Raw genomic sequence first — 24,734 nt, 5'->3', positions numbered from 1 at the left:
TTCGGATTGAATCCGGCCTCTCCCCTAAGGGAGGGGGAATTCGGAAGGCATCCGCGCCTCCGCTGGAGTGAGAAAGCTGGCCCTTTCTATCCCCTCTCCCCTGCGGGGAGAGGGTTAGGGTGAGGGGAAATAATACGCTGTAGAGGAAGACCCCATGGATGCAGTTAAAAAGAGCCGCTGGTGGCAACGCGAGGGACTGAAGTGGTCAGTCATCGGCGCATTAGGCCTGCTGGTTGGCTATCTTGTGGTTTTAATGTACGCCCAGGGGGAGTACCTGTTCGCCATTATGACGCTGATTTTAAGCTCACTTGGCCTCTATATTTTTGCTAACCGTAAGGCCTATGCCTGGCGCTATGTTTACCCCGGAATGGCCGGTATGGGGCTGTTCGTCCTGTTCCCGCTGATTTGCACCATCGCCATCGCCTTTACCAACTACAGCAGCACCAACCAGCTGACCTTTGAACGCGCGCAGCAGGTGCTGATGGACCGCCAGTATCAGGCGGGAAAAACGTTCAATTTTGGGCTTTACCCGAACGGCAACGAGTGGACGCTGGCGCTCACCGACGGAGAAAGCGGTAAAAACTATGTTTCGGACAAATTCACCTTTGGCGGCGCACAAAAAATCCAGCTGAAAGAGGCTGATGCGCTGCCGGAAGGCGAGCGCGGCAACCTGCGTGTGATCACCCAAAACCGCCAGGCGCTCGGCCAGATAACCGCCGTCCTGCCGGATGAAAGCAGGGTCGTCATGAGCTCGCTGCGCCAGTTTTCAGGCACTCGCCCGCTCTATACCCTGGCGGAAAACGGCGAGCTGACCAATAACCAAAGCGGCGCAAAATACGCGCCAAATGAGCACATCGGCTATTACCAGGCGATTAACGCCGACGGCAGCTGGGCCGGGGAGCAGCTAAGCCCGGGCTATACCGTGACCATTGGCTGGAAAAACTTCCTTCGCGTCTTCCATGATGACGGCATCCAAAAGCCGTTCCTGGCCATCTTCGTCTGGACGGTGATTTTCTCCGTGCTGACGGTGATTCTTACCGTCGCGGTGGGGATGGTGCTGGCCTGCGTAGTACAGTGGGAATCATTGAAAGGCAAAGCGGTCTACCGCCTGCTGCTGATTCTGCCCTACGCCGTGCCTTCGTTTATTTCGATTTTGATTTTCAAAGGCTTGTTCAACCAAAGCTTCGGCGAAATCAACATGATGCTGAGCGCGCTGTTTGGCATTAAACCGGCATGGTTTACCGACCCGATAACCGCCCGTTCGATGATAATCATCGTCAATACCTGGCTGGGCTATCCGTACATGATGATTTTGTGCATGGGGCTGCTGAAGGCCATTCCTGACGACCTTTATGAAGCGTCGGCGATGGACGGTGCAGGTCCATTCCAGAACTTCTTTAAAATCACGCTGCCGCTGCTGATTAAGCCGCTCACGCCGCTGATGATTGCCAGCTTTGCCTTTAACTTTAACAACTTTGTGCTGATTCAGCTGTTGACCAACGGCGGGCCGGACCGGCTCGGGACGACCACGCCGGCCGGCTATACCGACCTGCTGGTGAGCTACACCTACCGCATCGCCTTTGAAGGCGGCGGCGGCCAGGACTTTGGCCTCGCCGCGGCTATCGCCACGCTTATCTTCCTGCTGGTTGGGGCGCTGGCTATTGTGAACCTGAAAGCCACCCGCATGAAGTTTGATTAAGGAGCCTGACCTATGGCTATGGTGCAACCCAAATCTCAAAAGCTGCGTCTGTTTCTCACGCACTTTCTGCTGCTGTTGTTTATCGCGGCAATCATGTTCCCGCTGCTGATGGTTATCGCCATCTCACTGCGTCCGGGTAACTTTGCGACCGGCAGCCTTATCCCGGACCAGGTCTCGTGGGAACACTGGAAACTGGCGCTGGGCTTTAGCGTTGAGCATGCCGACGGCCGCGTCACGCCGCCGCCGTTCCCGGTCCTGCTGTGGCTGTGGAACTCGGTAAAAATTGCCGGCATTACGGCGATTAGCATCGTCGCCCTTTCCACCACCTGCGCTTACGCCTTTGCCCGTATGCGCTTCCCGGGGAAAGCGACGCTGCTGAAAGGCATGCTGATTTTCCAGATGTTCCCTGCGGTGCTGTCACTGGTGGCGCTGTATGCCCTGTTTGATCGCCTGGGCCAGTACATTCCGTTTATCGGCCTGAATACCCACGGCGGGGTTATCTTTGCTTATCTGGGCGGGATTGCGCTGCACGTCTGGACGATTAAAGGCTACTTCGAAACCATCGACGGTTCGCTTGAAGAAGCCGCCGCGCTGGACGGAGCAACGCCGTGGCAGGCGTTCCGACTGGTGCTGCTGCCGCTGTCGGTGCCGATTCTGGCGGTGGTGTTTATTCTTTCGTTTATCGGCGCGATTACCGAAGTGCCGGTGGCCTCTTTGCTGCTGCGCGACGTGGACAGCTATACGCTGGCCGTTGGCATGCAACAGTACCTTAATCCGCAGAACTACCTGTGGGGTGATTTTGCCGCCGCGGCGGTGCTCTCCGCGATACCGATTACCGTTGTCTTCCTGCTGGCCCAGCGCTGGCTGGTGAGCGGCCTGACCGCCGGCGGGGTGAAAGGTTAACGTTTATCCCTGAAAGTCATTTGCTTCATCTTTATGCCATACCACTGCAACCCTCACTTTGACCTTAGCATTTTATTCAGGCGGCCCCAGGGCCGCCCTTTTTTATTCTCGTTTCAGGCGCTGGCTGTTGCACAGCCAAAGCGTTATCACCAGCACCAGAATCGCCCCCGAATAAATCAGCACGTCGAGCGGTGATTTATGATCGATGATAATCAGGCGCACGATCGCGGTGATGCCGATGTAGACGAAGTAGCGCAGCGGGAAGTGATAGCCCGACTGAAAGTACTTCACAATCAGCGCGATAAACTCGAAATAGAGGAAGTAAACCACCAGACCCTCGATAAACAGATACGAGCTGGCGTCATCCCCCGGCGTGAACAGCACGGTGGCCAGGTGAATGGTTTCTTTGCCCAGGAAGATAATCAGGATCAGCCCCAGGGCTAATAAACCCAGATTGAGCACCGTCTGCATGACGGTAGAAATCCAGGCAAAACGCGGTGTCGCAGGCATAACAGCCCCTCATTATTATTGTGGTATTGAGAGGCTGTTATACTTTGAAAATGTGATCTTGATCTAGTTTATTTACTTACCTTCACTAGCGGAAATTTTCACTGCGATCGTTAGTCATGCCGTAGAGGTCGAACTTACGACCCAGCATCTGCCCACCGTCTCGCGTCAGCGGCGTCCAGCTCACCTGGGCACGGCTGCGGGTCGGGTAAGCCGAGAAGATATCCAGCGGCACGTTGATGTAGAAACCTTTGGTAAAGTCCCCTTCCCCGTACTCTTTTTTCGACACGTTGGTGATGGTGGCGTAGGTACCTACCACAATCCCGCTGTCAAAGTGTTTAGATATCTCCAGCGTGCCGCCCTTATCCTGTGCCAGGTACTGGCCAATGCTGAGCTTAACCAGCACATCCTGAGCAAACGGCGGCGTCCAGTAGCCGGTGATATGCCCCGTTTTGGCGCTGTAGTCGGTAAACTTCATCATATCCTGCGAGCTGCGCCAGTCGCGCTGCTTGACGTAGTTGCCGTTGACGCCAATCGCCCAGTTGCTGTCCACCGGGCGGTAAAGCAGCTCGGCGCCTGCCCCGCCGTACATCGTTTCCAGGTAGCCCGCATAAACCTGGCCGTAGATCCCATGTCCGAAGTACTGGAAGTAGTTAGCCTGCAGGTTGTTGATGTAGACATCGTTTTCTACGTAATCACGCACATGCGTACGCACGCGCGGCAGCGTGGAGTCCGCCGGCGGGTTGGTGTAGTTAAATTTGTCGTAGTTATTGGCGACGTTGGCAAACAGGCTGCCGCTGGTTAACAGGTGATCCGTCAGCCAGTAGTCCGCGTTCCCCATCACCCCAAGCTGGTACATATAGAAGCTTTCCGGGCCGCCGATGGACTGGTTGAGGATCGGATCTATCGAGTAGTTAAAGCGCGATTTTTCAATGTAATAACCTTGCTCGGTGCTTTCAGGTACCACCGGCTCAACGCGTTTTTGTACCAGCGTGGTTTCATGACCCAGCGGCTCGCCTGCAAGATGGTTGCGCAGGCTGGCGACGTCCGTTTCCGTGGTCACCTGAGGCATGTTGAGGCGGCTTTCAGTCACGCGAATGGTGCGAATATTGTCCGGCAGGTCATTCATGATAATGCGGTTGGCTCGCTCAATGCCTTCGCGGGAATTACGGTATTTCACCTGCTCGCCCGTGACGTACAGCGTGTCACCTTTGACCTGAATATTTGGGTTAACCAGCCCGGCGTTGTACTTGAGATCGGTCAGTTGGTTTGCCACCACGTTATGCTGCAGAATTTCGTCCTGCGGATGAGGCTGGTACTCCGGGCGGCGGGAGTCGTTGTAGCCCGGCTTGAGGTCGTTGAAATTGGTGCGGAGCGTCACGCCGAACATAAAGGTGTTGCCGCGCTCGTAGCTCATGTTCACGTCGGCCCAGTCGGTCAGCCGGTAGATAGCCCCAACGTTCACGCTGCTGCGCTGGTCTATTTTCCCTGCGAACTCATGGCTATAGTTGTTGCCTTCGTACTCAAGCTTCAGCCTCAGCGGCTGCCACGGCGTTTGGTACTCTACGCCGCCAAACAGCGACGTGGGGCCGTGGAACATACCGCTGAAGTTAAATGAGCCAGCCATGTTGTAGCTGTTATCACGATGACAGTATTTGTCGCTGTATTCACATAACGGGTTCTTGATGTTTCCGCTGGTGCCTAAATAGCCCCAGCCCATGCCGAGGCTGAAGTCGAACGGCCCCCAGGCTTTACTCGCTACCACATATTCGCCATCAAACAAACCAGTGCCACCCAGATCGCGAATACCAGCAGACACTCCAGGTAGCCAGTATCCCTCTTCCCACAGGCGGAATTTCACGTCAAACGCCTTATCTTTATAGGTCTGGTTACCCGAGAACGCCTGCACGCTACTGTAGCGGCGGGTACGCACGTCGGTATAACGCAGCGTGGCTTCCATCCAGGGGAAAAGCTGCATGGAGGCGGAGTAAAAGCGGTACTGGTCGTTATCGCGGTAGTTAAGGTTGAACTCACCCTCTGGCGCCATACGCGCCGTCGGCGTTTGCAGCAGGCCTACGCCGCCAAAGTCTGCCTGAGAGGGACCAACGGGTGCCGGATACGTTTCGGCGCGGCAGGCGGAGGTCACCGCCAGCGCAATCAGGCTATACAGGTAACGTTTTTTCATTAATCCGGTATCCGGTGTGTCAGGGAATTGAGGATTTGCTGGTTCAGCTCGTCAAAAGTGGAGCTGAAAAGGCGGTCGGAGAAACCCACAAAAATGAGGCTGCCTGGCGAGGGTTCGATATGGCGTTTATTCCAGTACGCCACCGGCGCTTTTTCGGTTTTGCCATCCGGGTAAATGACCCAGGCATAGCTTCTGTCTGCACCGCTCAACAGGCTGGTGTCGTCGAGATATTCATCCACGCTACGTCCGGGCGTGAACGCTTTCACGCCCGGCGAGCTGACTAACCCCACCAGCGTTATTGTGGTGGGCTGTGGCCCAGTCCACAGGATGTACTCCCCCTGAAGCGGCACGTTCGCCTGCGGGCGCAGACGGACCCAGTCAGGATCCAGATTAACAAACTGCCGCCCGGTGACATGGATTGCGCTAAGCTGTTGGCGCAGCCCGTTGATTGCCGCACCGTCATCACCGCCTTCATCCGCGGCAACTTCGCTGAGGCGCGACAGGAGCTGCTGCTGTTTTTGTTCTTCTGCCGCGCTGGCCTGCCGTTCGCTGATAACCGCTCCCGGCCACCAGCTGCGGCTGAGTTCAGGGCGTGTCACTAAATCCGCCAGCCGCTCAGCGTCTTTAATCACCTGCGGCTGCGTTTGCGATTTGCTATAAACCGTCACGGTACTTTCTGCGTGGCTTAAGGCGCTGGCGAAAAGCAGGGCTATCAGGGGAAAGGGGATTTTTTTCATTGTTTTGCCGCCTTCACAAGAAGGGTGGTGATAGGCCAGTAGCCTGGACCAAGATACTGTTTTGATTGGCGGATTTGCCCTTCATCGTCCACCCAATAGCGGTTCGTCCAGCTTTTACCTGACGCGGTAACGTCTTCTTCAAGTACCCGAACTTTGGTCACACTACTGCCAACTTTCACCGTGTCGGTGCCATCAAATTCAAAAGTGGAGGTCGCGGTTGCATAGCGTACCTGCTGGTGTTCGGTCCAGGCTATTTGCCGGGTCCAGCTCGCACCCTCCGTAATCTGTTTCACTTTCGCCAGCGGGTCGCTGCCCAGGTTGGTGACTTCCGTCAGGTTGTCCCCCAGCCCGGAGGTTTTCACAATGCGGCCGTTTTGCGTGACGATGACCGCTCTGTCCTGCGTCACCCATTTCTGCTGGCCATCTTCGTTATAAGCAAGCACCACGAACAGCTGAGGCCCGCTGTTGATGCTCATGTACTGGCTGGCGTAGCGCATCTCGGCAATTTCATCGTCAGTAAGCTGCACACCACCGCCCCCGGCGATACTGTGCCAAAGTGAAGCGCCCAGCCCCCTTGTAGTGGCGGAGCACGCCTGAAGTAACAGACAGACAAAGAGTATTGCGAGTCGCTGCACGTTGATTCCCCGATTTAAAATAACCACACCGAAGTGTGGTTATGGTTAAACACACCCGAAACGTTAACGGGTGGTGGTGCTGGTCGTGGTGGTTGTGGTGGTGCCGGTGTTAGAACCGTCGCCGCCACCGGTCGCGGCTAACGCCACGCCGACCGCAGAACCAACAGTGCTGGCGCTGGTTGCAGCAGAACTGCCTGCAGACACAGAGGTCGCCTGCGCGCCGGCCGCGTCACCCACTGCTACAGGGTCAGCATTCGCCGCGCCGGCGGCTGCCAGCGTAAATATGGCTAAAGCGCCATAAAGGGTTTTTCTCATTACAATTTCCCTTCATTGAATGAATGGAGATTTACCCGAAAAGGCTTTCAGGCGCGATCGAGTATACACAACACAATGTGGTGAATTAGCTTGCGGGAAATAAGGAGCGCACTTTAAGAAAAAGAGTAAAAATCAAAATTGAAACCACATAAAACTTAAAATAAATGCATAATAAACAAACAATTAAATACAAATTAGATAAGCTCAAATTCAAGATAATCTTAAATTAAAGACATAGATACGGTGCAGGAAAGATAATTTTCAGATTTACCTCAGGGTGGCAATATCGAAAATTATGACAACAAGGAGATAACTCTTATAAAAAATATGCCAGCACAAGGCTGGCATATTTTAATCACGCGGGTTAATTAATCACGCCATGCTTTATAGCGGTTAATCAGGCCGTTGGTTGAGCTGTCGTGGCTGGCGATTTGTTTGTCGTCGCCCAGCTCCGGCAGGATGCGGTTAGCCAGCTGTTTACCGAGCTCCACGCCCCACTGATCGAAGGTGAAGATGTTCAGGATAGCGCCCTGGGTAAAGATCTTGTGCTCGTAGAGCGCAATCAGCGTACCCAGGCTGAACGGGGTGATTTCACGCAGCAGGATAGAGTTGGTCGGGCGGTTGCCTTCAAACACTTTGAACGGCACAACGTGGTCCAGCGTTGCCGGATCTTTACCCTGGTCACGGTATTCCTGCTCAACCACGTCGCGGGATTTACCGAACGCCAGCGCTTCGGTCTGAGCGAAGAAGTTAGACAGCAGCTTCGGATGATGATCCGACAGCGCGTTATGGCTGATAGCCGGCGCGATGAAGTCGCAAGGAACCATTTTGGTGCCCTGGTGGATCAGCTGGTAGAACGCATGCTGACCGTTGGTGCCCGGCTCGCCCCAGATGATTGGGCCAGTTTGGTAGTCTACGGCGTTGCCGTTACGGTCAACGTATTTACCGTTGGACTCCATATTGCCCTGCTGGAAGTAGGCAGCAAAGCGGTGCATATACTGGTCGTATGGCAGAATCGCTTCAGTTTCAGCGCCGAAGAAATTGTTATACCAGATGCCGATCAGCGCCAGCAGGACCGGCAGGTTTTGCTCGGCAGGCGTAGTGGAGAAGTGCTTATCCATCGCGTGCGCGCCGGACAGCAGTTCAACGAAGTTGTCGAAGCCAACGGAAAGAATGATGGACAGGCCGATCGCGGACCACAGAGAGTAACGGCCGCCAACCCAGTCCCAGAACTCGAACATGTTGGCAGTGTCGATGCCAAATTCGCCGACGGCTTTGCCGTTGGTGGACAACGCAGCAAAGTGTTTCGCCACGTGTTTTTCATCGCCAGCCGCGCGCAGGAACCAGTCGCGGGCGCTGTGGGCGTTGGTCATGGTTTCCTGAGTGGTGAAGGTTTTGGACGCCACCAGGAACAGCGTGGTTTCCGGGTTCACTTTCTTCAGCACTTCAGCAATGTGGGTCCCGTCAACGTTGGACACAAAATGCATGTTGAGGTGATTTTTGTACGGGCGCAGCGCTTCGGTCACCATGAATGGGCCGAGGTCGGAGCCGCCGATACCGATGTTCACCACGTCGGTGATAGCCTTGCCGGTATAGCCTTTCCAGCTTCCGCCGATGATGCTTTCAGAGAAGGCTTTCATCTTCTCAAGCACCGCGTTCACTTCCGGCATCACGTCTTTACCGTCGACCACGATCGGCGTGTTGCTGCGGTTACGCAGCGCAACGTGCAGCACGGCGCGGTCTTCGGTGCGGTTAATTTTTTCACCGGCGAACATGGATTTGATCGCGCTCTGCAGGTCGGTCTCTTTCGCCAGAGCCTGCAGTTTTTCGAGCGTTTCGGTGGTAATGCGGTTTTTAGAGAAGTCCACCAGCATCAGGTCATCGAAGGTAGCTGAGAACTTGCTGAAGCGGTCGTTATCTTTCGCGAACAGATCGGAAAGCGTAACGTCTTTCATCTCATCGTAGTGTTTCTGGAGCGCCTGCCAGGCAGAGGTCTGCTTCGGGTTGATGTTTTTCATAGCAATACTCTTCTGATTTGAGAATTGTGACTTCGGTCGATTGTAGCGCCTGCAGGCAAAAATTGTGATTGATTTTATGCCATTAACCGAGGGTTTCCCGTAACCCCCTAAAAAGCGGCAAAAATACCCTCTTATAAGTTAAATTCCTGATTCCGGATTTAACATGAAAAATCCGCATAACCCCGCAGTTGACATGCCTTCGCTGAAGCTTTATTTATTAGGCGCTACCTGCGCTTGCGCAGGCCAGAAGAGGCGCGTTGCCCAGAAAATCGTATCCGAGAAACCAGTAACGAAGACGATACGTGAGGGGGAGCAACGCCGAGATGATGGAGCGGCTGGTCACGCTTATTGTCGGCTGCAGGGGCTAAATCCTCTGGGTTGTCACCAGGAAACGTTCGCAGTCGAGCGTTTCATGTTCGGCTCATAAAGCCGGATAAACAAGGTGGAGCACTTCTGGGTGATATCGTAGTTCTCCTGCTCTGCGCCCACCCGTTTACCGCTCTTCCCTTGTGCCAAGGCTGAATACTTTTTTGCCAGTTGAATGGCCCCCTGACACGAGGTAGTTATGTCTCAAACCGTAGTCGCCAAATTTGGCGGTACCAGCGTCGCCGACTTCGACGCGATGAACCGCAGCGCCGATGTCGTACTGGCCGATAGCCATGTCCGCGTCGTGGTCCTTTCCGCCTCCGCTGGCGTGACCAACCTGCTAGTTGCTCTGGCCGAAGGGCTCGAAGCAACCGAGCGCTTCGTCAAGCTCGATGCCATTCGCAAAATTCAGTACAACATCGTTGAACGCCTGGCGAGCCCGGAAGTGATCCGCGAAGAGATCGACCGCCTGCTGGAAAACATCACGACGCTTGCGGAAGCCGCCTCCCTTGCGACCTCAACCGCGCTGACCGACGAACTGGTCAGCCACGGCGAACTGATGTCCACCCTGCTGTTTGTTGAGATCCTGCGTGAACGTAGCGTTGAAGCGCAGTGGTTCGATATTCGTAAAGTCATGCGTACCAATGACCGCTTTGGCCGTGCCGAGCCGGATATCGCCGCGCTGGCGGAGCTGGCAAGCCAGCAAATGCTGCCGCGCCTGGCGGAATCGTTGGTGATCACTCAGGGCTTTATCGGCAGCGAAGAAAAAGGCAGAACGACCACCCTTGGCCGCGGCGGCAGCGACTATACCGCCGCATTGCTCGGCGAAGCGCTGAATGCCGCTCGTGTAGATATCTGGACCGACGTGCCGGGCATCTACACCACCGACCCACGCATGGTGCCAGCGGCAAAACGTATCGATCGCATCGCCTTTGAAGAAGCCGCTGAAATGGCCACCTTCGGGGCGAAGGTCCTGCACCCGGCCACGCTGCTGCCCGCCGTACGCTGTGATATCCCGGTGTTTGTTGGCTCCAGTAAAGATCCGGCCGCAGGCGGGACGCTGGTGTGCAAAAAAACCGAGAATCCGCCGCTCTTCCGCGCCCTTGCGGTACGCCGCAAGCAAACGCTGCTGACGCTGCACAGCCTGCATATGCTGCATTCACGCGGTTTCCTCGCGGAAGTGTTCAGCATTCTGGCTCGCCACAATATCTCCGTGGACCTGATAACCACCTCCGAAGTGAGCGTGGCGTTGACGATGGATACCACCGGTTCAACTTCTACCGGCGACAGCCTGCTGACCACCTCGCTACTCACCGAGCTGTCGTCTCTGTGCCGCGTGGAAGTCGAAGAAAACCTGGCGCTGGTTGCCATCATCGGCAATAAGCTGTCCCAGGCCTGTGGCGTAGGCAAAGAAGTGTTCGGCGTGCTCGACCCGTTCAACATCCGCATGATTTGCTACGGCGCATCCAGCTACAACCTGTGCTTCCTGGTGCCCGGTGATGATGCCGAGCAGGTCGTGCAGAAGCTGCACCGCAACCTGTTTGAATAACTAAATAACCGAGAAGAAAAAGGCCCGGCAACATCGCGTATACCGGGCCTTTTTTATGTGTTCAATACGGTTTTCATCAACAGCCGGTCGAGTTCGCGGCTATCGCCCTCCCGGCTGTCCGGCAGCTCGGGCGGGATTTCACCTCGCGCCAGCTCAGAGACGATAAACTCATGCAACAGCGGCCGACGCGGGCCGTATTTCGCTTCTCCGACGCCCCGTTTGATCTCCAGCAGCTCGTCCACTTCCTTACGCAGAGACGCATCCAGGTTACTTCCCGCCAGCAATTCAGCAAAACGCATCGGCGGGACGCCCTTTCCTTCTTCTACCCAACGCAAAGCCAGCAGCGGGCGCAGCACGTAGAAGTACTTTTTCAGACGCACTTCATCGCCCTGCAGGTAGCCGCGAAAGTTTTTACGCGCCATGGAGTAATAGTGCCAGCGAGCCCGCAGCGGCGAAAACCAGCGGGGAACCTGCGCTTTCAGCTCGGCGATTACAGCCTCATCCTGCTGATAAACAACCGGCGAATCCAGCCACTCGATAAGCGTCGGGTTCGCGCCCTTCAACAGGCCGAGCGCTTTACGCCATTCCCAGCCGCAGACATCCAGCTCATCATCAATAGGCAATTCAATCACATCCCTGCCGGCATCAACCCGCAGATACCATTCCGGGAGATGAACGTATAAAAACCGCACGTCATAATCGCTGTCCGGGGAAGCAAAACCCCAGGCCCGGCTGCCGGACTCGCAGGCATAAAGCACCCGTACGCCAAAGCGCCGTTCTACTTCTGCTAATTGTTGCCGTACCCGCTCGCGCATTGCGGCATCTACTCCGTTGTAAGTCATTTTTTATCCTTTTACACAGACGACCTGCCGGAGCGTATGCACAATTTCCACCAGCGAAGACTGCGCCGCCATGACGGCATCAATGTCTTTATAAGCCATCGGGATTTCATCAATTACTTCACTGTCTTTACGGCACTCAACATGGGCGGTGGCGCGTATCTGATCCTCAACGGTAAAGCGATTTTTAGCCGCCGTTCGGCTCATGGAGCGCCCGGCGCCGTGGCTACAAGAGCAAAAACTTTGTTCGTTACCCAGCCCACGCACGATAAAGCTTTTGGCCCCCATAGAACCTGGAATGATGCCCATCTGGCCTTTCTGTGCCGAAACAGCCCCCTTACGGGTGACCAGCACTTCCTCACCAAAATGCGTTTCCTGCTGCACGTAGTTATGATGGCAATTCACCGCTTCCTGCTGCGTCATAAACGGTTTGCTCACAATACGCGACAGCGCGGCCAGCACGCGAGACATCATGACCTCCCGATTATGGCGGGCAAAGTCCTGCGCCCACTCCACCGCTTCGATGTAATCATCGTAGTGCTGGCTGCCTGCCTGAAAGTAAGCCAGGTTTTTGTCCGGCAGATTGGCCATGTGCTGCTGCATATCCTTCTGCGCCAGGGCGATAAAAAGATTCCCGATGGCATTTCCCACACCGCGCGATCCGCTGTGCAGCATCACCCATACTCTCTGCTGCTCATCCAGACAAACTTCAATAAAGTGGTTACCGGTGCCCAACGTCCCCATATGTTGATAATTGTTGGTTTTCAGCAGCTTCGGGTATTTGTCCGTCAGGCGCTTAAATCGTGGTGCCAGCTGCGACCAATGCCCGTCAACCTCTTCAGGCGGTGTGCTCCACGCGCCTTTATCACGGCGAGAGCGCGTGTTGGTTCGGCCATGAGGCACCGCCTGTTCAATCGCACTGCGCAATCCGCTGAGGTTATCCGGCAGATCGCCCGCCGCCAGCGAGGTGCGCACGGCAATCATTCCACAACCAATATCGACCCCAACCGCCGCCGGTATAATGGCGCCTTTAGTGGGAATAACGCTGCCGATAGTTGATCCTTTTCCGAGATGCACATCCGGCATCACCGCCAGATGTTTAAAAATAAACGGCATCTTCGCCGTGTTCAGCAATTGCTCGCGCGCCTCCGGCTCAACCGGTACGCCGTGGGTCCACATTTTTATCGGCGCGCTGTTTTCCGCCGCCAACAGTTGAAATTCGTTATGCTGCATTTTCTTATCCTTTGAGATTAACCAGTCCGTGTAGAACCTGATCCAGGCCACCAAAAACGGAAATTTTATCAATGCGTTCCGCGACTCTTTCGAGCGTTTCCAGTTCCTTTAAGCGCAACGCTACCGGGTTGTTTTCCATCACCTTTGCGGTATTCAGCAGCGAACGCGTGGCCGCCGTCTCTTCACGCCGACGAATTACATTGGCCTGCGCCGATTTCTCAGCCTCTACAAGCCGGGACAGAATGGTTTTCATGTCGCCCGGCAACACAATGTCTTTTACGCCCAGCGAGGCTATTTCGATACCGAACGGGGCTGTGCGGTTTTTTACCTGTGCGCTGACGACCTCATCAATAACTTGCTTATCCTCCAGCAACTCGTCCAGCGTTCGCGTCCCTACCGCTTCTCGCAGCGCAAATTGCAGCTCACGATACAAATGCTCTACTGGTTTAGTTAATTGGCCAAAAGCCTGTAACACATCGTTGTAGCGCCAGTTTGCGGCCATGTTTAAACGCAGGTTTACCTTATCTTTGGTCAGGATCTCCTGCCCACCGACCTCCAGAGCCTGCAGGCGGGTATCCACCACTTCGGCTTCAACCAAATGATTTATTTTCCACCATGCGGTCATGCCCGGCGGTAACAGCGCCTGAGTTTCACCATCAATTTTTATGACGCCAACGTGCCAGGCTGGCACAGAAACGACCAAGATGGCATCTCGCCCTTTCACCGCGCCGCTTCGACGTGGCTGCAGAACTGCATTCATTATTTCGGCGGGCACCTGCACGGTTTGGGTATCGATGCGTGCCAGCGTCAACGTATCCCCGGCCTGCCAGAACAAACGCTGCGTTAAAGGGGGTAAAATTTCCTGCAAAATGCCGTTTACCGACAGAGCGCCAATTTCGCCATCCGCCAGATCCACGGTCAGGCAGTAGCGTTCAACCCAGTCGGGCTGGAAACGACGTAAATACAGCGCGAGCATTTCAGGAACTTCGCTGCCATCCAGATTCACCACCAGCACTTCCGGCTGGCTAAACCAAGGCAGCCGGTGTTCACCCGCTTCCAGAACCTGATAGTAATCGCCCTGCTTCGCCAGCAGCCCCAGTTGACCTTTGCGTATTGTTATTTTCTTCATCATTTTCCTGTTCCTTAAAAATCAGGCGCGGGTAAGGGAGCGAGACTGCAGGGGAATTCCTTTTTGCCTGCGGCCCGGCGCCATTACCGGCGACCCTCTTCGGAGCTTGCTGACAGCTCAAGGCTCCTGTGTGACTTTCTTCGTTAACAACCAGTTATGAATTGGGAATCGAACCCTTGTCTGTGCGTTCTCACCACGGAACACGCCCGAAAAACAGTCTGTACCGTTCCTGGCGTGCCGGTGGGGTTTAACCCCCTTTGTGCTAAACACATTTACGTTATTGCCAGAAGCGTGCCAGAAAATAAAAAAGATAAATAAATCACATAACATTATGATTAATAGATATTTTAAAAATAAACCCTGGTTCAGGCCTTGTCGGATATAGCGCTATTTTTTATCCTTTAATATCGATATTTATCTTTTAGGATAAAAATGAAAAAACGGCGTGTGGTGATTGGCGTGCTGGGCACGGTGCTGGATAAACGCGGCAAGCGGGCAAATCGTTTCCATAAATGGCGACCAACGGTTGGCCTTTGCCAGCAGCCGGACTTCCCCGTTGACCGGCTCGAGCTGCTTTATCAGCCGAGAGATTCCGGCATGACGGAGCAGTTATCAGACGATATCGCGCGTGTTTCGCCCGATACGGAGGTACGCAGGCATCAGGTCACAATCAAAGATCCGTGGGACTTTGAAGAGGTGTACGCCGCCTTTCTTGATTTTGCTACCCGGTACGATTTCGATACCGAAAATGAAGAGTATTTGGTGCATATCACCACCGGAACGCATGTCGCACAAATTTGCTGGTTTCTCTTAACGGAGGCGCGCTACCTCCCCGCCAGCTTGCTGCAAACCAGCCCGGCCCAGAAAGGCACCCCAGAAGAAGGCTCTCCCGCAGGAACTTACTCGGTTATCGACCTCGATTTAAGTCGCTATACCACCTTAACCAGTCGCTTTCAGCGCGAGCAGCAACGGTCCATTTCTTTCCTGAAAGCGGGCATCGACACGCGAAATGCCACCTTTAACCAGCTTATCGATCGCATTGAGCGGGTTGCGCTCCGATCCGCGGCCCCCATGTTACTTACCGGCCCTACCGGGGCGGGCAAATCTTTCCTGGCAAAACGCATTTACCAGCTCAAGCAAGCTCGCCACCAGGTTGGCGGCAAGTTTGTGGCGGTAAACTGCGCCACGCTGCGGGGTGATAACGCGATGTCCACGCTATTCGGGCACGTCAAAGGGGCGTTCACCGGCGCGTTGACGGCACGTACAGGGCTATTACGTGAGGCCGACGGGGGCGTACTGTTTTTGGACGAAATCGCCGAGCTGGGGCTGGACGAACAAGCCATGCTGCTTAAAGCTATCGAAGAAAAAACGTTTTTTCCGTTTGGCTCCGATAAAGAGGTACAGAGCGATTTCCAGCTAATTGCAGGCACCCACCGGGATATGCGCCAGTGGGTTGCGGCGGGCCACTTTCGCGAAGATCTCTATGCCAGGATTAATATGTGGAGTTTTGCCCTGCCGGGTCTGGCGCAGCGGCGGGAAGACATTGCGCCCAACGTAGAGTACGAACTGCAACGCTTCTCTACCGAAGCACAAACGCAGATACGTTTTGATAAAGAGGCCAGGGACCATTATCTGAATTTTGCCTGTTCTGCACAGGCACAATGGCGCGGTAACTTCCGCGAGCTCAGCTCATCCGTATCACGTATGGCGACCCTGTCCGAGCAAGGGCGGATCGCGCTGGACACTGTGCAAGAAGAGATCTCGCAGCTTAAAGAGAGCTGGCAAATCGCCTCTCCCGAAACAACGCTCAATCCAGATATAGACTTGTTCGATAGGCGCCAACTTGAAACCGTGCTGGAGGTTTGCCGCCGCACCCAGTCGCTTTCCGAGGCCGGACGCGAACTCTTTGCCGTCTCGCGGTTGAAAAAGGCAAACCCTAATGATGCTGACCGCCTGCGTAAATATCTGGCGCGTTTTAACCTGAGCTGGGAGAGCGTCCACGACGGCTAAAGCGCATAATTTGTTTGAATAATCTTCCTTGCCGCGATAAACAATACCCAGGGCCAGGCTCGATCCTGGCCCGCAATAATAAGCCAACACAACACAAACGCCGATTCGTTCATGGCCTACCACCGCATAGTGGCCAGTCTGGCGACGAGGCATTCGCAAGGAAAATAACATGTTCGCCACTCTAACCCGGCTGTTCCCGCTCTGGGCACTGCTGCTCTCCGTCGCTGCGTATTATACCCCCTCAACCTTTACGCCGATTGGCCCGTGGGTCAGCACGCTGCTGATGCTCATTATGTTTGGTATGGGCGTGCATCTGCGACTTGAAGACTTTAAACGCGTGCTGTCGCGCCCGGCACCGGTGGCCGCAGGGATTTTTCTGCATTACCTGGTCATGCCGCTGGCGGCGTGGCTGCTGGCGATGCTATTCCATATGCCGCCCGATCTTTCAGCCGGGATGGTGCTGGTCGGCAGCGTAGCCAGCGGCACGGCGTCCAACGTCATGATTTACCTGGCCAAAGGCGACGTTGCGCTCTCCGTGACAATCTCATCGGTTTCCACGCTGGTCGGCGTTTTCGCCACGCCGCTACTGACCCGTCTCTATGTAGATGCCGACATTAAAGTCGATGTGATGGGCATGCTGGTCAGCATTCTGCAAATCGTCATCATCCCGATTGGCCTTGGCCTGATTGTGCATCACCTTTTCCCACGCGTGGTGAAGCGGGTGGAACCGTGGCTGCCCGCGTTTTCCATGCTCTGCATTCTCGCCATCATTAGTGCGGTTGTGGCAGGTTCGGCGTCACACATCGCCTCCGTTGGCCTGGTGGTGATTGTCGCGGTAATTCTGCATAACACTATTGGCCTGCTCGGCGGCTACTGGGGCGGACGCCTGTTTGGGTTTGACGAGTCCACCTGCCGGACGCTGGCTATCGAAGTGGGGATGCAGAACTCAGGTCTTGCGGCCACGCTGGGAAAAATCTACTTCTCTCCGCTCGCTGCTCTACCTGGCGCATTGTTCTCCGTCTGGCACAATCTTTCCGGTTCCCTGCTCGCCGGCTATTGGTCTGGCAAGGTGATAACCTCGAAGCCTGATGACAAAAAATAATCGCTAAAAGCCTGCTGATGCAGGCTTTTTTGTCTCGTCGGCGCGGAGGGTTTGTTTTACACTGAACGTCCTTTCCCGGGAGATTGCAACGATGGCTACAGCCAGACTGACACAGCAAGACATGACGGAAAGCGAACAGCGTGAGCTTAAAACACTGCTGGATCGCGCCCGCATTGCCCACGGTCGTACGTTGACCAACTCAGAGACTAATCAGGTAAAAAAAGAGTACATAGACAAGCTGATGGCGGAACGTGCGCTGGCGGCCAAGAAAGCTCGCCAGCTGAAGAAACAGAATGCATTAAAGCCGGATACGACGACCACCTATTCATGGTCGGCCAATAACCACACGCGAGGAAAACGCTAGTTTAACGGCCTTTCTTCTTCCGGCCCGGAGACGCAAAACGCTTACGGGATGCAAGCTCGGCGGGCGTTTTTGCTGAGCTTTTCGGCCCGCTGACCAGCGGTTTTTTCGCCGCCGGGCTGGCCGTTTTTGGCTTCTCTTTTTTGGCCGGTTTCGCCTCTGAAGACGAATCCTCAATCAGCTTAAACAGCTCAATCAGTTCATCATCCGTCAGGTCACGCCATTCCCCCAGCGGAATACCGGTGAGATTGACGTTCATGATGCGCGTGCGCTCCAGCTTAGCCACTTCATAGCCAAAGTGTTCACACATGCGGCGGATCTGGCGGTTCAGCCCCTGAACCAGGGTGATGCGAAACGCAAACGGGGCTTCTTTTTTGACTTTGCATTTTTTGGTGACAGTACCCAGAATCGGCACGCCTGCCCCCATACCGCGAATAAACTCATCAGTGACCGGTTTGTTCACCGTGACCACATACTCTTTCTCGTGGTCGTTCCCGGCGCGCAGAATTTTGTTCACCAGGTCACCGTGGTTGGTGAGGAAAATCAGCCCCTGGGAATCTTTGTCCAGGCGGCCGATTGGGAACACGCGCTTGCTGTGGTTCACGTAGTCGACGATGTTGTCTCTTTCGCCGTCTTCCGTGGTGCTCACAATCCCCACCGGCTTATTCAGCGCAATCAGCACCAGGTCTTCTTCATTGCGGGGTTCGATGAGCTGACCATTCACCTTCACGCTATCGCCGGCAAAAACCCGATCGCCAATTTTGGCGCGCTTACCGTTAATAAAAACGTTGCCCTGTTCGATGTAGCGATCGGCATCACGGCGTGAGCAGATCCCGCTCTCGCTGATGTATTTGTTAAGACGGGTAGATGACTCTGGCAGCATAAATTCTCCTGTAAAAGCGAAATATACCTCACCTCGACAGCGATAAAAATAATCGCGCTTTACTCCCTGAACACTGAATGTGATCTACGGCGCCTTTCAGGACAAAAGTGCGCGCCGATGACGAAAGCAACTTTGTCAGATGAAATGACGCAGAATCAAACCATTACAAGCAAATGCACAAAAGTGCCAGTGACCTCCTTTCTGTTTATCAAATGTGCAACATAAGTCACCGTGTGACCACAATGAAAACGAAGATAATTTCTTTAAATAGCGGCAAAGCTAGGGTTATATCAGATTGTGTTCGTAAGAATCAGATTTGCACAAATGTGCAGGAGTCGAAAGTGACGGTGGAAAATAGCGACGATATTCGTCTGATCGTGAAAATCGCCCAGCTCTACTATGAGCAGGATATGACCCAGGTGCAGATTGCACGCGAGCTGGGGATATATCGTACTACCATTAGCCGTCTGCTGAAACGCGGTCGCGAGCAGGGCATCGTCACTATCGCCATTAACTACGACTACAACGAAAATCTGTGGCTTGAGCAGCAGCTAAAACAAAAATTCGGGCTCAGAGAGGCGGTAGTGGCCACCTGTGACTCTCTGCTGGAGGAGGAGCAGCTCAATCTCATCGGCCAGCATGGCGCGCAATTGGTCGACAGACTGCTGGAGCCGGGCGATATCGTCGGCTTCTCCTGGGGGCGTGCGGTGCGCGCTCTGGTAAAGAATCTGCCGCAGGCCAGCCAGTCCCGTCAGGTTATCTGCGTCCCGATTATCGGCGGTCCCTCCGGAAAGCTGGAAAGCCGTTACCACGTGAATACGCTGACCTACGGCGCAGCGGCGAAGCTGAAAGCGGAATCGCATCTCGCCGATTTCCCGGCGCTGCTGGATAACAAATTAATTCGCAACGGTATTATGCAGTCCCAGCACTTTAAAACCATAGCGTCTTACTGGGACAGCCTGGACATCGCGCTGGTAGGGATTGGTTCCCCGGCTATCCGCGACGGCGCCAACTGGCATGCGTTTTACGGCAGTGAAGAGAGCGACGATCTCAACGCCCGCCACGTCGCCGGCGATATCAGCTCGCGTTTTTACAACATTGATGGCGCGATGGTAGAAACCGCCATGAGCGAGAAAACGCTCTCTATTGAGATGGCGAAACTCAAGCAGACGCGCTATTCGGTAGGTATCGCAATTGGCGAAGAAAAATACTCCGGAATTCTTGGCGCCTTGAATGGCAATTACATTAACTGTCTGGTGACAAACAGAGACACCGCCGAGTCGCTACTGAAGTAAATTTCAATAATATGATTTCACGCAGCACTGCTGCGGGGATCCCTTTATCTAAAGAAACAGGAGTCGATAATGGATACGTGGTTAAATTTAAAAGACAAAATTATTATTGTTACCGGTGGAGCATCAGGAATTGGCCTGGCGATTGTCGATGAATTATTAGCCCAGGGCGCAAATGTGCAGATGAGCGATATTCACGGCGGCGATAAACATCAGCTCGGTGAAAATTATTGTTTCTGGCCAACCGATATTTCCAGCGCCAGCGAGGTAAATAAAACTGTCGACAGTATTATTCAACGCTTTGGTCGTATTGATGGGCTGGTGAATAACGCTGGCGTCAACTTCCCGCGTTTATTAGTCGATGAGAAAGCGCCAGCCGGTCGCTATGAATTAAATGAAGCAGCATTCGAAAAAATGGTCAATATCAATCAGAAAGGCGTGTTTCTAATGTCGCAGGCGGTGGCCCGCAAGATGGTTAAACAGCGCAACGGCGTGATTGTTAACGTTTCGTCGGAAAGCGGCCTGGAAGGCTCTGAAGGCCAGAGCGGCTATGCCGCGACCAAAGCCGCGCTGAACAGCTTTACCCGCTCCTGGTCGAAAGAGCTGGGTAAACACGGCATCCGCGTCGTGGGCGTTGCGCCGGGTATTCTGGAAAAAACCGGGCTGCGCACGCCTGAGTACGAACAGGCGCTGGCCTGGACCCGTAATATTACCGTCGAACAGCTGCGCGAAGGCTATAGCAAAAATTCGATTCCGATTGGTCGTTCGGGTCGGCTCAGAGAAGTTGCTGATTTTGTTTGCTATCTGCTCTCAGATCGCGCCAGCTATATCACCGGAGTCACCACTAACATCGCGGGCGGAAAAACGCGCGGCTAAGGGGGAAAAATGGTTAACGTCATCTTCTGCGCCCACGGCCAGCTGGCCTGCGCCATGCTCGACTCGGTGCGCATGGTTTACGGCGATGTCAACGTCAGCGCCGTGGAGTTTGTACCGGGTGAAAACGCGGGCGACATCGCCGGTAAGCTTGAAAAGTTGGTAAGTACTCACAAAGACGAAGAGTGGCTTATTGCCGTCGATTTACAGTGCGGAAGCCCGTGGAATGCCGCCGCCGGGCTGGCGATGCGCAACCCGCAGCTCCGGGTCATCAGCGGCCTGTCGCTGCCGCTGGCTCTGGAGCTGGTCGATAATCAGCAAACGATGAATGCAGAAGCGCTGTGCCAACACCTGGAACTTATCACCAGCCAGTGCTGCGTCACCTGGCGGCAACCGGAAACCGTTGAGGAGGATTTCTGATGAACATTACGCTCGCGCGCATTGACGACCGTTTGATTCACGGCCAGGTCACCACCGTTTGGTCAAAAGTGGCCAACGCCCAGCGCATTATTATCTGTAATGACGATGTGTATAACGACGACGTTCGCCGCACGCTGCTTCGCCAGGCTGCGCCTCCGGGCATGAAAGTCAATGTGGTGAATATCGAAAAAGCCGTCGCCGTATATCATAACCCGCAATATAAAGATGAAACCGTTTTTTATTTATTTACCAACCCGCAGGATGTTTTAACTATGGTCCAGCAGGGCGTAAAAATAGCGACCCTTAATATCGGCGGCATGGCATGGCGACCGGGTAAAAAACAACTAACTAAGGCTATCTCATTAGATGAGATGGATATTAATTCATTTCAACAGTTAGATAAGCTAGGTGTAAAACTCGATTTACGCGTCGTGGCCTCCGACCCTTCGATAAATATTCTCGATAAAATAGCAGAACTGTCCGTTACAGAATAATAAAGCGCGCCTGTAGTAATATGCCGTAACAGGCAGGGACCCCTATATCTTCAAGGTGACACATTATGGAAATCAGTACCCTACAAATAATAGCCATATTTATTTTTTCCTGTATTGCCGGGATGGGCAGTGTGCTGGATGAATTCCAGACTCACCGCCCATTAATCGCCTGTACCGTGATTGGCTTAATTCTCGGCGATTTAAAAACCGGGATTATGCTCGGCGGTACGCTGGAGCTGATCGCACTCGGCTGGATGAACGTTGGTGCAGCGCAGTCTCCGGACTCGGCGTTAGCCAGCATTATCTCAGCCATTCTGGTGATCGTTGGCCAGCAAAGCATCGCCACCGGAATAGCAATCGCGCTACCGGTAGCTGCCGCGGGCCAGGTACTCACTGTGTTCGCTCGTACCATTACCGTGGTGTTCCAGCACGCGGCGGATAAAGCCGCGGAAGAGGCGCGCTTTAGAACAATCGATCTGCTACACGTTTCGGCGCTAGGCGTCCAGGCGCTGCGCGTCGCTATCCCCGCGCTGGTGGTTTCGCTATTCGTCAGCGCCGATATGGTCAGCAATATGCTCCACGCCATCCCGGAATTCGTCACCCGTGGTCTGCAAATCGCCGGCGGTTTTATCGTGGTAGTCGGCTACGCCATGGTGCTGCGCATGATGGGCGTGAAGTATCTGATGCCCTTCTTCTTCTTGGGCTTTCTCGCGGGCGGCTATCTCGACTTCAGCCTGCTGGCCTTCGGCGGCGTGGGGGTCATCATCGCGCTGATTTATATCCAGCTCAACCCGCAGTGGCGTAAACCTGAACCGCAGGCCGCAGCCACCTCTTTCACCGCCATTGACCAGCTTGACGACTGATGGAGTCCAACATGGAACAGAGAAAAATAACCCAAGGCGATCTGGTAAGCATGTTTCTGCGATCCAACCTGCAGCAGGCATCATTCAACTTCGAGCGTATTCACGGGCTTGGCTTCTGCTACGACATGATCCCGGCAATCAAGCGCCTCTACCCACTGAAGGAGGATCAGGTCGCCGCACTGAAGCGCCATCTGGTGTTCTTTAACACGACCCCGGCTGTCTGCGGGCCGGTGATTGGCGTGACCGTAGCGATGGAGGAAGCGCGGGCTAACGGCGCCGCTATCGACGATGGCGCAATTAACGGTATCAAAGTAGGCCTGATGGGGCCGCTGGCAGGCGTTGGCGACCCGCTGGTGTGGGGTACATTGCGGCCAATCACCGCTGCCCTCGGCGCATCGCTGGCGCTCTCCGGGAACATTCTTGGGTCGCTACTTTTCTTTTTTATTTTCAATGCAATACGCCTTGCGATGAAGTGGTATGGGCTGCAACTGGGCTTCCGTAAAGGGGTCAATATCGTCGGCGATATGGGCGGCAACCTGCTGCAAAAACTGACCGAAGGTGCCTCCATTCTTGGCCTGTTTGTCATGGGTGTGCTGGTAACCAAGTGGACCACCATCAACGTACCGCTGGTGGTCTCACAAACGCCAGGGGCCGATGGCTCGACCGTCACCATGACCGTACAGAACATCCTCGATCAGCTCTGCCCCGGCCTGCTGGCCCTGGGCCTGACGCTGATGATGGTGCGCCTGCTCAATAAGAAAGTGAATCCGGTGTGGCTGATTTTCGCCCTGTTCGGTCTGGGGATTATCGGTAACGCGCTGGGCTTCCTGTCCTGATTATTCCGCCCCGGCGATGTCGGGGCTACCGTGCTAAATAAGAGGTGGTTTATGCAAACAACAGCCCTGCGTCTATACGGCAAACGCGATCTGCGCCTGGAAACGTTCGAACTTCCGGCCATGCAGGATGATGAAATCCTCGCTCGGGTAGTTACCGACAGCCTGTGCCTCTCCTCCTGGAAAGAGGCGAATCAGGGTGAGGACCACAAAAAGGTGCCTGACGATGTGGCGACTAACCCGATCATCATCGGCCATGAGTTCTGCGGGGAGATTATTGCCGTCGGCAAAAAGTGGCAGCACAAGTTTCACACCGGGCAGCGCTACGTGATTCAGGCCAATCTGCAGCTGCCGGACCGCCCGGACTGCCCGGGCTATTCATTCCCGTGGATCGGTGGAGAAGCGACCCACGTGGTGATCCCTAACGAGGTGATGGAGCAGGATTGCCTGCTCTCCTGGGAGGGCGACACCTGGTTTGAAGGCTCGCTGGTGGAGCCGCTTTCCTGCGTGATTGGCGCGTTCAACGCCAACTATCATCTGCAGGAAGGCAGCTATTACCATGTAATGGGCATTCGCCCGCAGGGACGCACGCTGATCCTCGGCGGCACCGGTCCGATGGGCCTGCTGGCTATCGACTACGCACTGCATGGCCCGATCAATCCGGCGCTGCTGGTGGTCACCGACACCAATAAGCCCAAGCTCAGCTATGCGCGTCAGCACTATCCGTCCGAGCCGCAAACGCTGATTCACTATCTTGATGGCCATGATGCCTGTCGCGAAACGCTGATGGCGCTCTCCTGCGGCCACGGTTTTGACGATATCTTCGTTTTCGTCCCGAACGAACAGCTTATTACCATGGCTTCATCGCTGCTGGCACCTGATGGGTGCCTCAATTTCTTTGCCGGCCCTCAGGATAAGAGGTTCAGCGCACCCATTAACTTCTACGACGTACATTACTCTTTCACCCATTACGTGGGCACCTCCGGCGGCAATACCGACGATATGCGCGCCGCAGTTGAGCTGATGCAGACGAAAAAAGTCCAGACCGCGAAAGTCGTAACCCATATTCTGGGGCTTAACGCAGCGGGCGATACTACGCTGGACTTACCGGCGGTTGGCGGCGGTAAAAAGCTGGTTTATACCGGGAAAGATATGCCGCTAACGCCGCTGGGGAAAATTAGCGACCCGGCGCTGGCGGCAATTATGGAGCGTCACCGCGGCATCTGGTCAAAAGAAGCTGAAGAATATCTACTGGCCCACGTGGAGGATATTGTTGCCGGTTAATCGATACTCGCTAATCAAGAAAAGAAAGGCAGCCTGATGGCTGCCTAAAATTGGTGACAAACACCCGAAAAACGCGGTTTTCGGGTGTTTGGGGCAAACCAGAGAACATCATTCATTGTTTTTATTATACCGAAGTTCGGATCTTTTAAGGTCAATGAACTTTGTCAGCAGTCTCAGGCAGCCTGATGGCTGCCTTTGAGGTGC

23 protein-coding genes and 1 riboswitch are annotated in these 24,734 nt (G+C 54.6%); of the genes, 13 read left to right on the top strand and 10 right to left on the bottom strand.

Annotation, left to right across the window (positions count from 1 at the left end; translation table 11 throughout):
- The first annotated feature begins 154 nt into the window (after positions 1–154).
- The gene (gene malF, locus VGM55_RS14570; protein ID WP_154188573.1) at positions 155–1,699 is read left to right on the top strand and encodes a maltose ABC transporter permease MalF; all 1,545 of its coding nucleotides are present in this window, start codon (positions 155–157) and stop codon (positions 1,697–1,699) included.
- 12 nt (positions 1,700–1,711) lie between these two features.
- Positions 1,712–2,602, top strand: coding sequence for a maltose ABC transporter permease MalG (gene malG, locus VGM55_RS14565; RefSeq protein WP_038476716.1), 891 nt, complete (start codon positions 1,712–1,714; stop codon positions 2,600–2,602).
- A 102-nt stretch (positions 2,603–2,704) separates the two neighbouring features.
- Here the strand turns inward: malG and psiE are convergent, their stop codons facing one another.
- The 6 genes from psiE to pgi form a co-directional block, all read right to left on the bottom strand.
- Positions 2,705–3,112: a phosphate-starvation-inducible protein PsiE gene (gene psiE / locus VGM55_RS14560; protein ID WP_154188574.1), complete on the bottom strand. Its 408-nt coding sequence runs from the start codon at positions 3,110–3,112 to the stop codon at positions 2,705–2,707.
- A gap of 85 nt (positions 3,113–3,197) precedes the next feature.
- Positions 3,198–5,294, bottom strand: coding sequence for a YjbH domain-containing protein (locus VGM55_RS14555; protein ID WP_331635869.1), 2,097 nt, complete (start codon positions 5,292–5,294; stop codon positions 3,198–3,200).
- Positions 5,294–6,031, bottom strand: coding sequence for a capsule biosynthesis GfcC D2 domain-containing protein (locus VGM55_RS14550; RefSeq protein ID WP_331635868.1), 738 nt, complete (start codon positions 6,029–6,031; stop codon positions 5,294–5,296). The genes VGM55_RS14555 and VGM55_RS14550 overlap by 1 nt, the downstream gene beginning before the upstream one ends.
- A complete protein-coding gene (locus tag VGM55_RS14545; protein WP_331635867.1) occupies positions 6,028–6,666 on the bottom strand; it encodes a YjbF family lipoprotein in 639 nt (212 codons plus the stop codon). The genes VGM55_RS14550 and VGM55_RS14545 overlap by 4 nt, the downstream gene beginning before the upstream one ends.
- A gap of 63 nt (positions 6,667–6,729) precedes the next feature.
- Positions 6,730–6,981: an exopolysaccharide production protein YjbE gene (gene yjbE / locus VGM55_RS14540; RefSeq protein ID WP_008455862.1), complete on the bottom strand. Its 252-nt coding sequence runs from the start codon at positions 6,979–6,981 to the stop codon at positions 6,730–6,732.
- A 368-nt stretch (positions 6,982–7,349) separates the two neighbouring features.
- A complete protein-coding gene (gene pgi, locus VGM55_RS14535; RefSeq protein ID WP_154188577.1) occupies positions 7,350–8,999 on the bottom strand; it encodes a glucose-6-phosphate isomerase in 1,650 nt (549 codons plus the stop codon).
- A gap of 239 nt (positions 9,000–9,238) precedes the next feature.
- A riboswitch (Lysine riboswitch) is annotated at positions 9,239–9,460 on the top strand.
- 104 nt (positions 9,461–9,564) lie between these two features.
- Here pgi and lysC point away from each other — a divergent pair.
- A complete protein-coding gene (gene lysC, locus VGM55_RS14530; RefSeq protein WP_331635866.1) occupies positions 9,565–10,914 on the top strand; it encodes a lysine-sensitive aspartokinase 3 in 1,350 nt (449 codons plus the stop codon).
- 53 nt (positions 10,915–10,967) lie between these two features.
- Here lysC and VGM55_RS14525 read toward each other — a convergent pair whose 3' ends face one another.
- Genes VGM55_RS14525 through VGM55_RS14515 form a run of 3 tightly spaced genes read right to left on the bottom strand, consistent with a single transcriptional unit; the run spans position 10,968 to position 14,118 of the window.
- Complete coding sequence (locus VGM55_RS14525; protein ID WP_331635865.1) at positions 10,968–11,756, bottom strand: nucleotidyltransferase domain-containing protein; 789 nt, start codon at positions 11,754–11,756, stop codon at positions 10,968–10,970.
- A 3-nt stretch (positions 11,757–11,759) separates the two neighbouring features.
- The gene (locus VGM55_RS14520; RefSeq protein WP_154188580.1) at positions 11,760–12,986 is read right to left on the bottom strand and encodes an RtcB family protein; all 1,227 of its coding nucleotides are present in this window, start codon (positions 12,984–12,986) and stop codon (positions 11,760–11,762) included.
- Between the two features lie 4 nt (positions 12,987–12,990).
- A complete protein-coding gene (locus tag VGM55_RS14515; RefSeq protein WP_154188581.1) occupies positions 12,991–14,118 on the bottom strand; it encodes a slipin family protein in 1,128 nt (375 codons plus the stop codon).
- Between the two features lie 429 nt (positions 14,119–14,547).
- Here VGM55_RS14515 and rtcR point away from each other — a divergent pair, with 429 nt between their 5' ends.
- The 3 genes from rtcR to VGM55_RS14500 all read left to right on the top strand — a co-directional run bounded on the left by rtcR (position 14,548) and on the right by VGM55_RS14500 (position 17,591).
- The gene (gene rtcR / locus VGM55_RS14510) at positions 14,548–16,125 is read left to right on the top strand and encodes an RNA repair transcriptional activator RtcR (protein WP_331635864.1); all 1,578 of its coding nucleotides are present in this window, start codon (positions 14,548–14,550) and stop codon (positions 16,123–16,125) included.
- 169 nt (positions 16,126–16,294) lie between these two features.
- Positions 16,295–17,227, top strand: a complete 933-nt coding sequence (gene panS, locus VGM55_RS14505) for a ketopantoate/pantoate/pantothenate transporter PanS (RefSeq protein WP_331635863.1) — start codon at positions 16,295–16,297, stop codon at positions 17,225–17,227.
- A 91-nt stretch (positions 17,228–17,318) separates the two neighbouring features.
- The gene (locus tag VGM55_RS14500; protein WP_008455871.1) at positions 17,319–17,591 is read left to right on the top strand and encodes a DUF3811 domain-containing protein; all 273 of its coding nucleotides are present in this window, start codon (positions 17,319–17,321) and stop codon (positions 17,589–17,591) included.
- Position 17,592: 1 nt separating this feature from the next.
- Here VGM55_RS14500 and rluF read toward each other — a convergent pair whose 3' ends face one another.
- A complete protein-coding gene (gene rluF / locus VGM55_RS14495; RefSeq protein WP_331635862.1) occupies positions 17,593–18,471 on the bottom strand; it encodes a 23S rRNA pseudouridine(2604) synthase RluF in 879 nt (292 codons plus the stop codon).
- A 347-nt stretch (positions 18,472–18,818) separates the two neighbouring features.
- Between rluF and VGM55_RS14490 the strand changes: the two genes are divergently transcribed.
- From VGM55_RS14490 to sorE, 7 genes are all read left to right on the top strand, one after another.
- A complete protein-coding gene (locus VGM55_RS14490) occupies positions 18,819–19,766 on the top strand; it encodes a sugar-binding transcriptional regulator (RefSeq protein WP_331635894.1) in 948 nt (315 codons plus the stop codon).
- Between the two features lie 69 nt (positions 19,767–19,835).
- Positions 19,836–20,639: an SDR family oxidoreductase gene (locus VGM55_RS14485; RefSeq protein ID WP_331635861.1), complete on the top strand. Its 804-nt coding sequence runs from the start codon at positions 19,836–19,838 to the stop codon at positions 20,637–20,639.
- 9 nt (positions 20,640–20,648) lie between these two features.
- On the top strand, positions 20,649–21,056 hold the full coding sequence (locus tag VGM55_RS14480; protein ID WP_154188586.1) for a mannose/fructose/sorbose PTS transporter subunit IIA: 408 nt from the start codon (positions 20,649–20,651) through the stop codon (positions 21,054–21,056).
- Complete coding sequence (locus VGM55_RS14475) at positions 21,056–21,550, top strand: mannose/fructose/sorbose PTS transporter subunit IIB (RefSeq protein ID WP_154188587.1); 495 nt, start codon at positions 21,056–21,058, stop codon at positions 21,548–21,550. The genes VGM55_RS14480 and VGM55_RS14475 overlap by 1 nt, the downstream gene beginning before the upstream one ends.
- A 65-nt stretch (positions 21,551–21,615) precedes the next feature.
- A complete protein-coding gene (locus VGM55_RS14470; protein WP_154188588.1) occupies positions 21,616–22,413 on the top strand; it encodes a PTS mannose/fructose/sorbose transporter subunit IIC in 798 nt (265 codons plus the stop codon).
- An 11-nt stretch (positions 22,414–22,424) separates the two neighbouring features.
- Positions 22,425–23,249: a PTS system mannose/fructose/sorbose family transporter subunit IID gene (locus VGM55_RS14465; RefSeq protein WP_331635860.1), complete on the top strand. Its 825-nt coding sequence runs from the start codon at positions 22,425–22,427 to the stop codon at positions 23,247–23,249.
- A gap of 51 nt (positions 23,250–23,300) precedes the next feature.
- Entirely contained in the window at positions 23,301–24,530 is a 1,230-nt protein-coding gene (gene sorE, locus VGM55_RS14460) for an L-sorbose 1-phosphate reductase (protein ID WP_331635859.1), read from the top strand.
- Positions 24,531–24,734 lie beyond the last annotated feature (204 nt).

It is taken from the genome of Cedecea sp., assembly GCF_036500665.1.
Taxonomy (GTDB): Bacteria; Pseudomonadota; Gammaproteobacteria; order Enterobacterales; family Enterobacteriaceae; genus Cedecea.
This window is presented reverse-complemented; position numbering and strand designations above follow the sequence as displayed.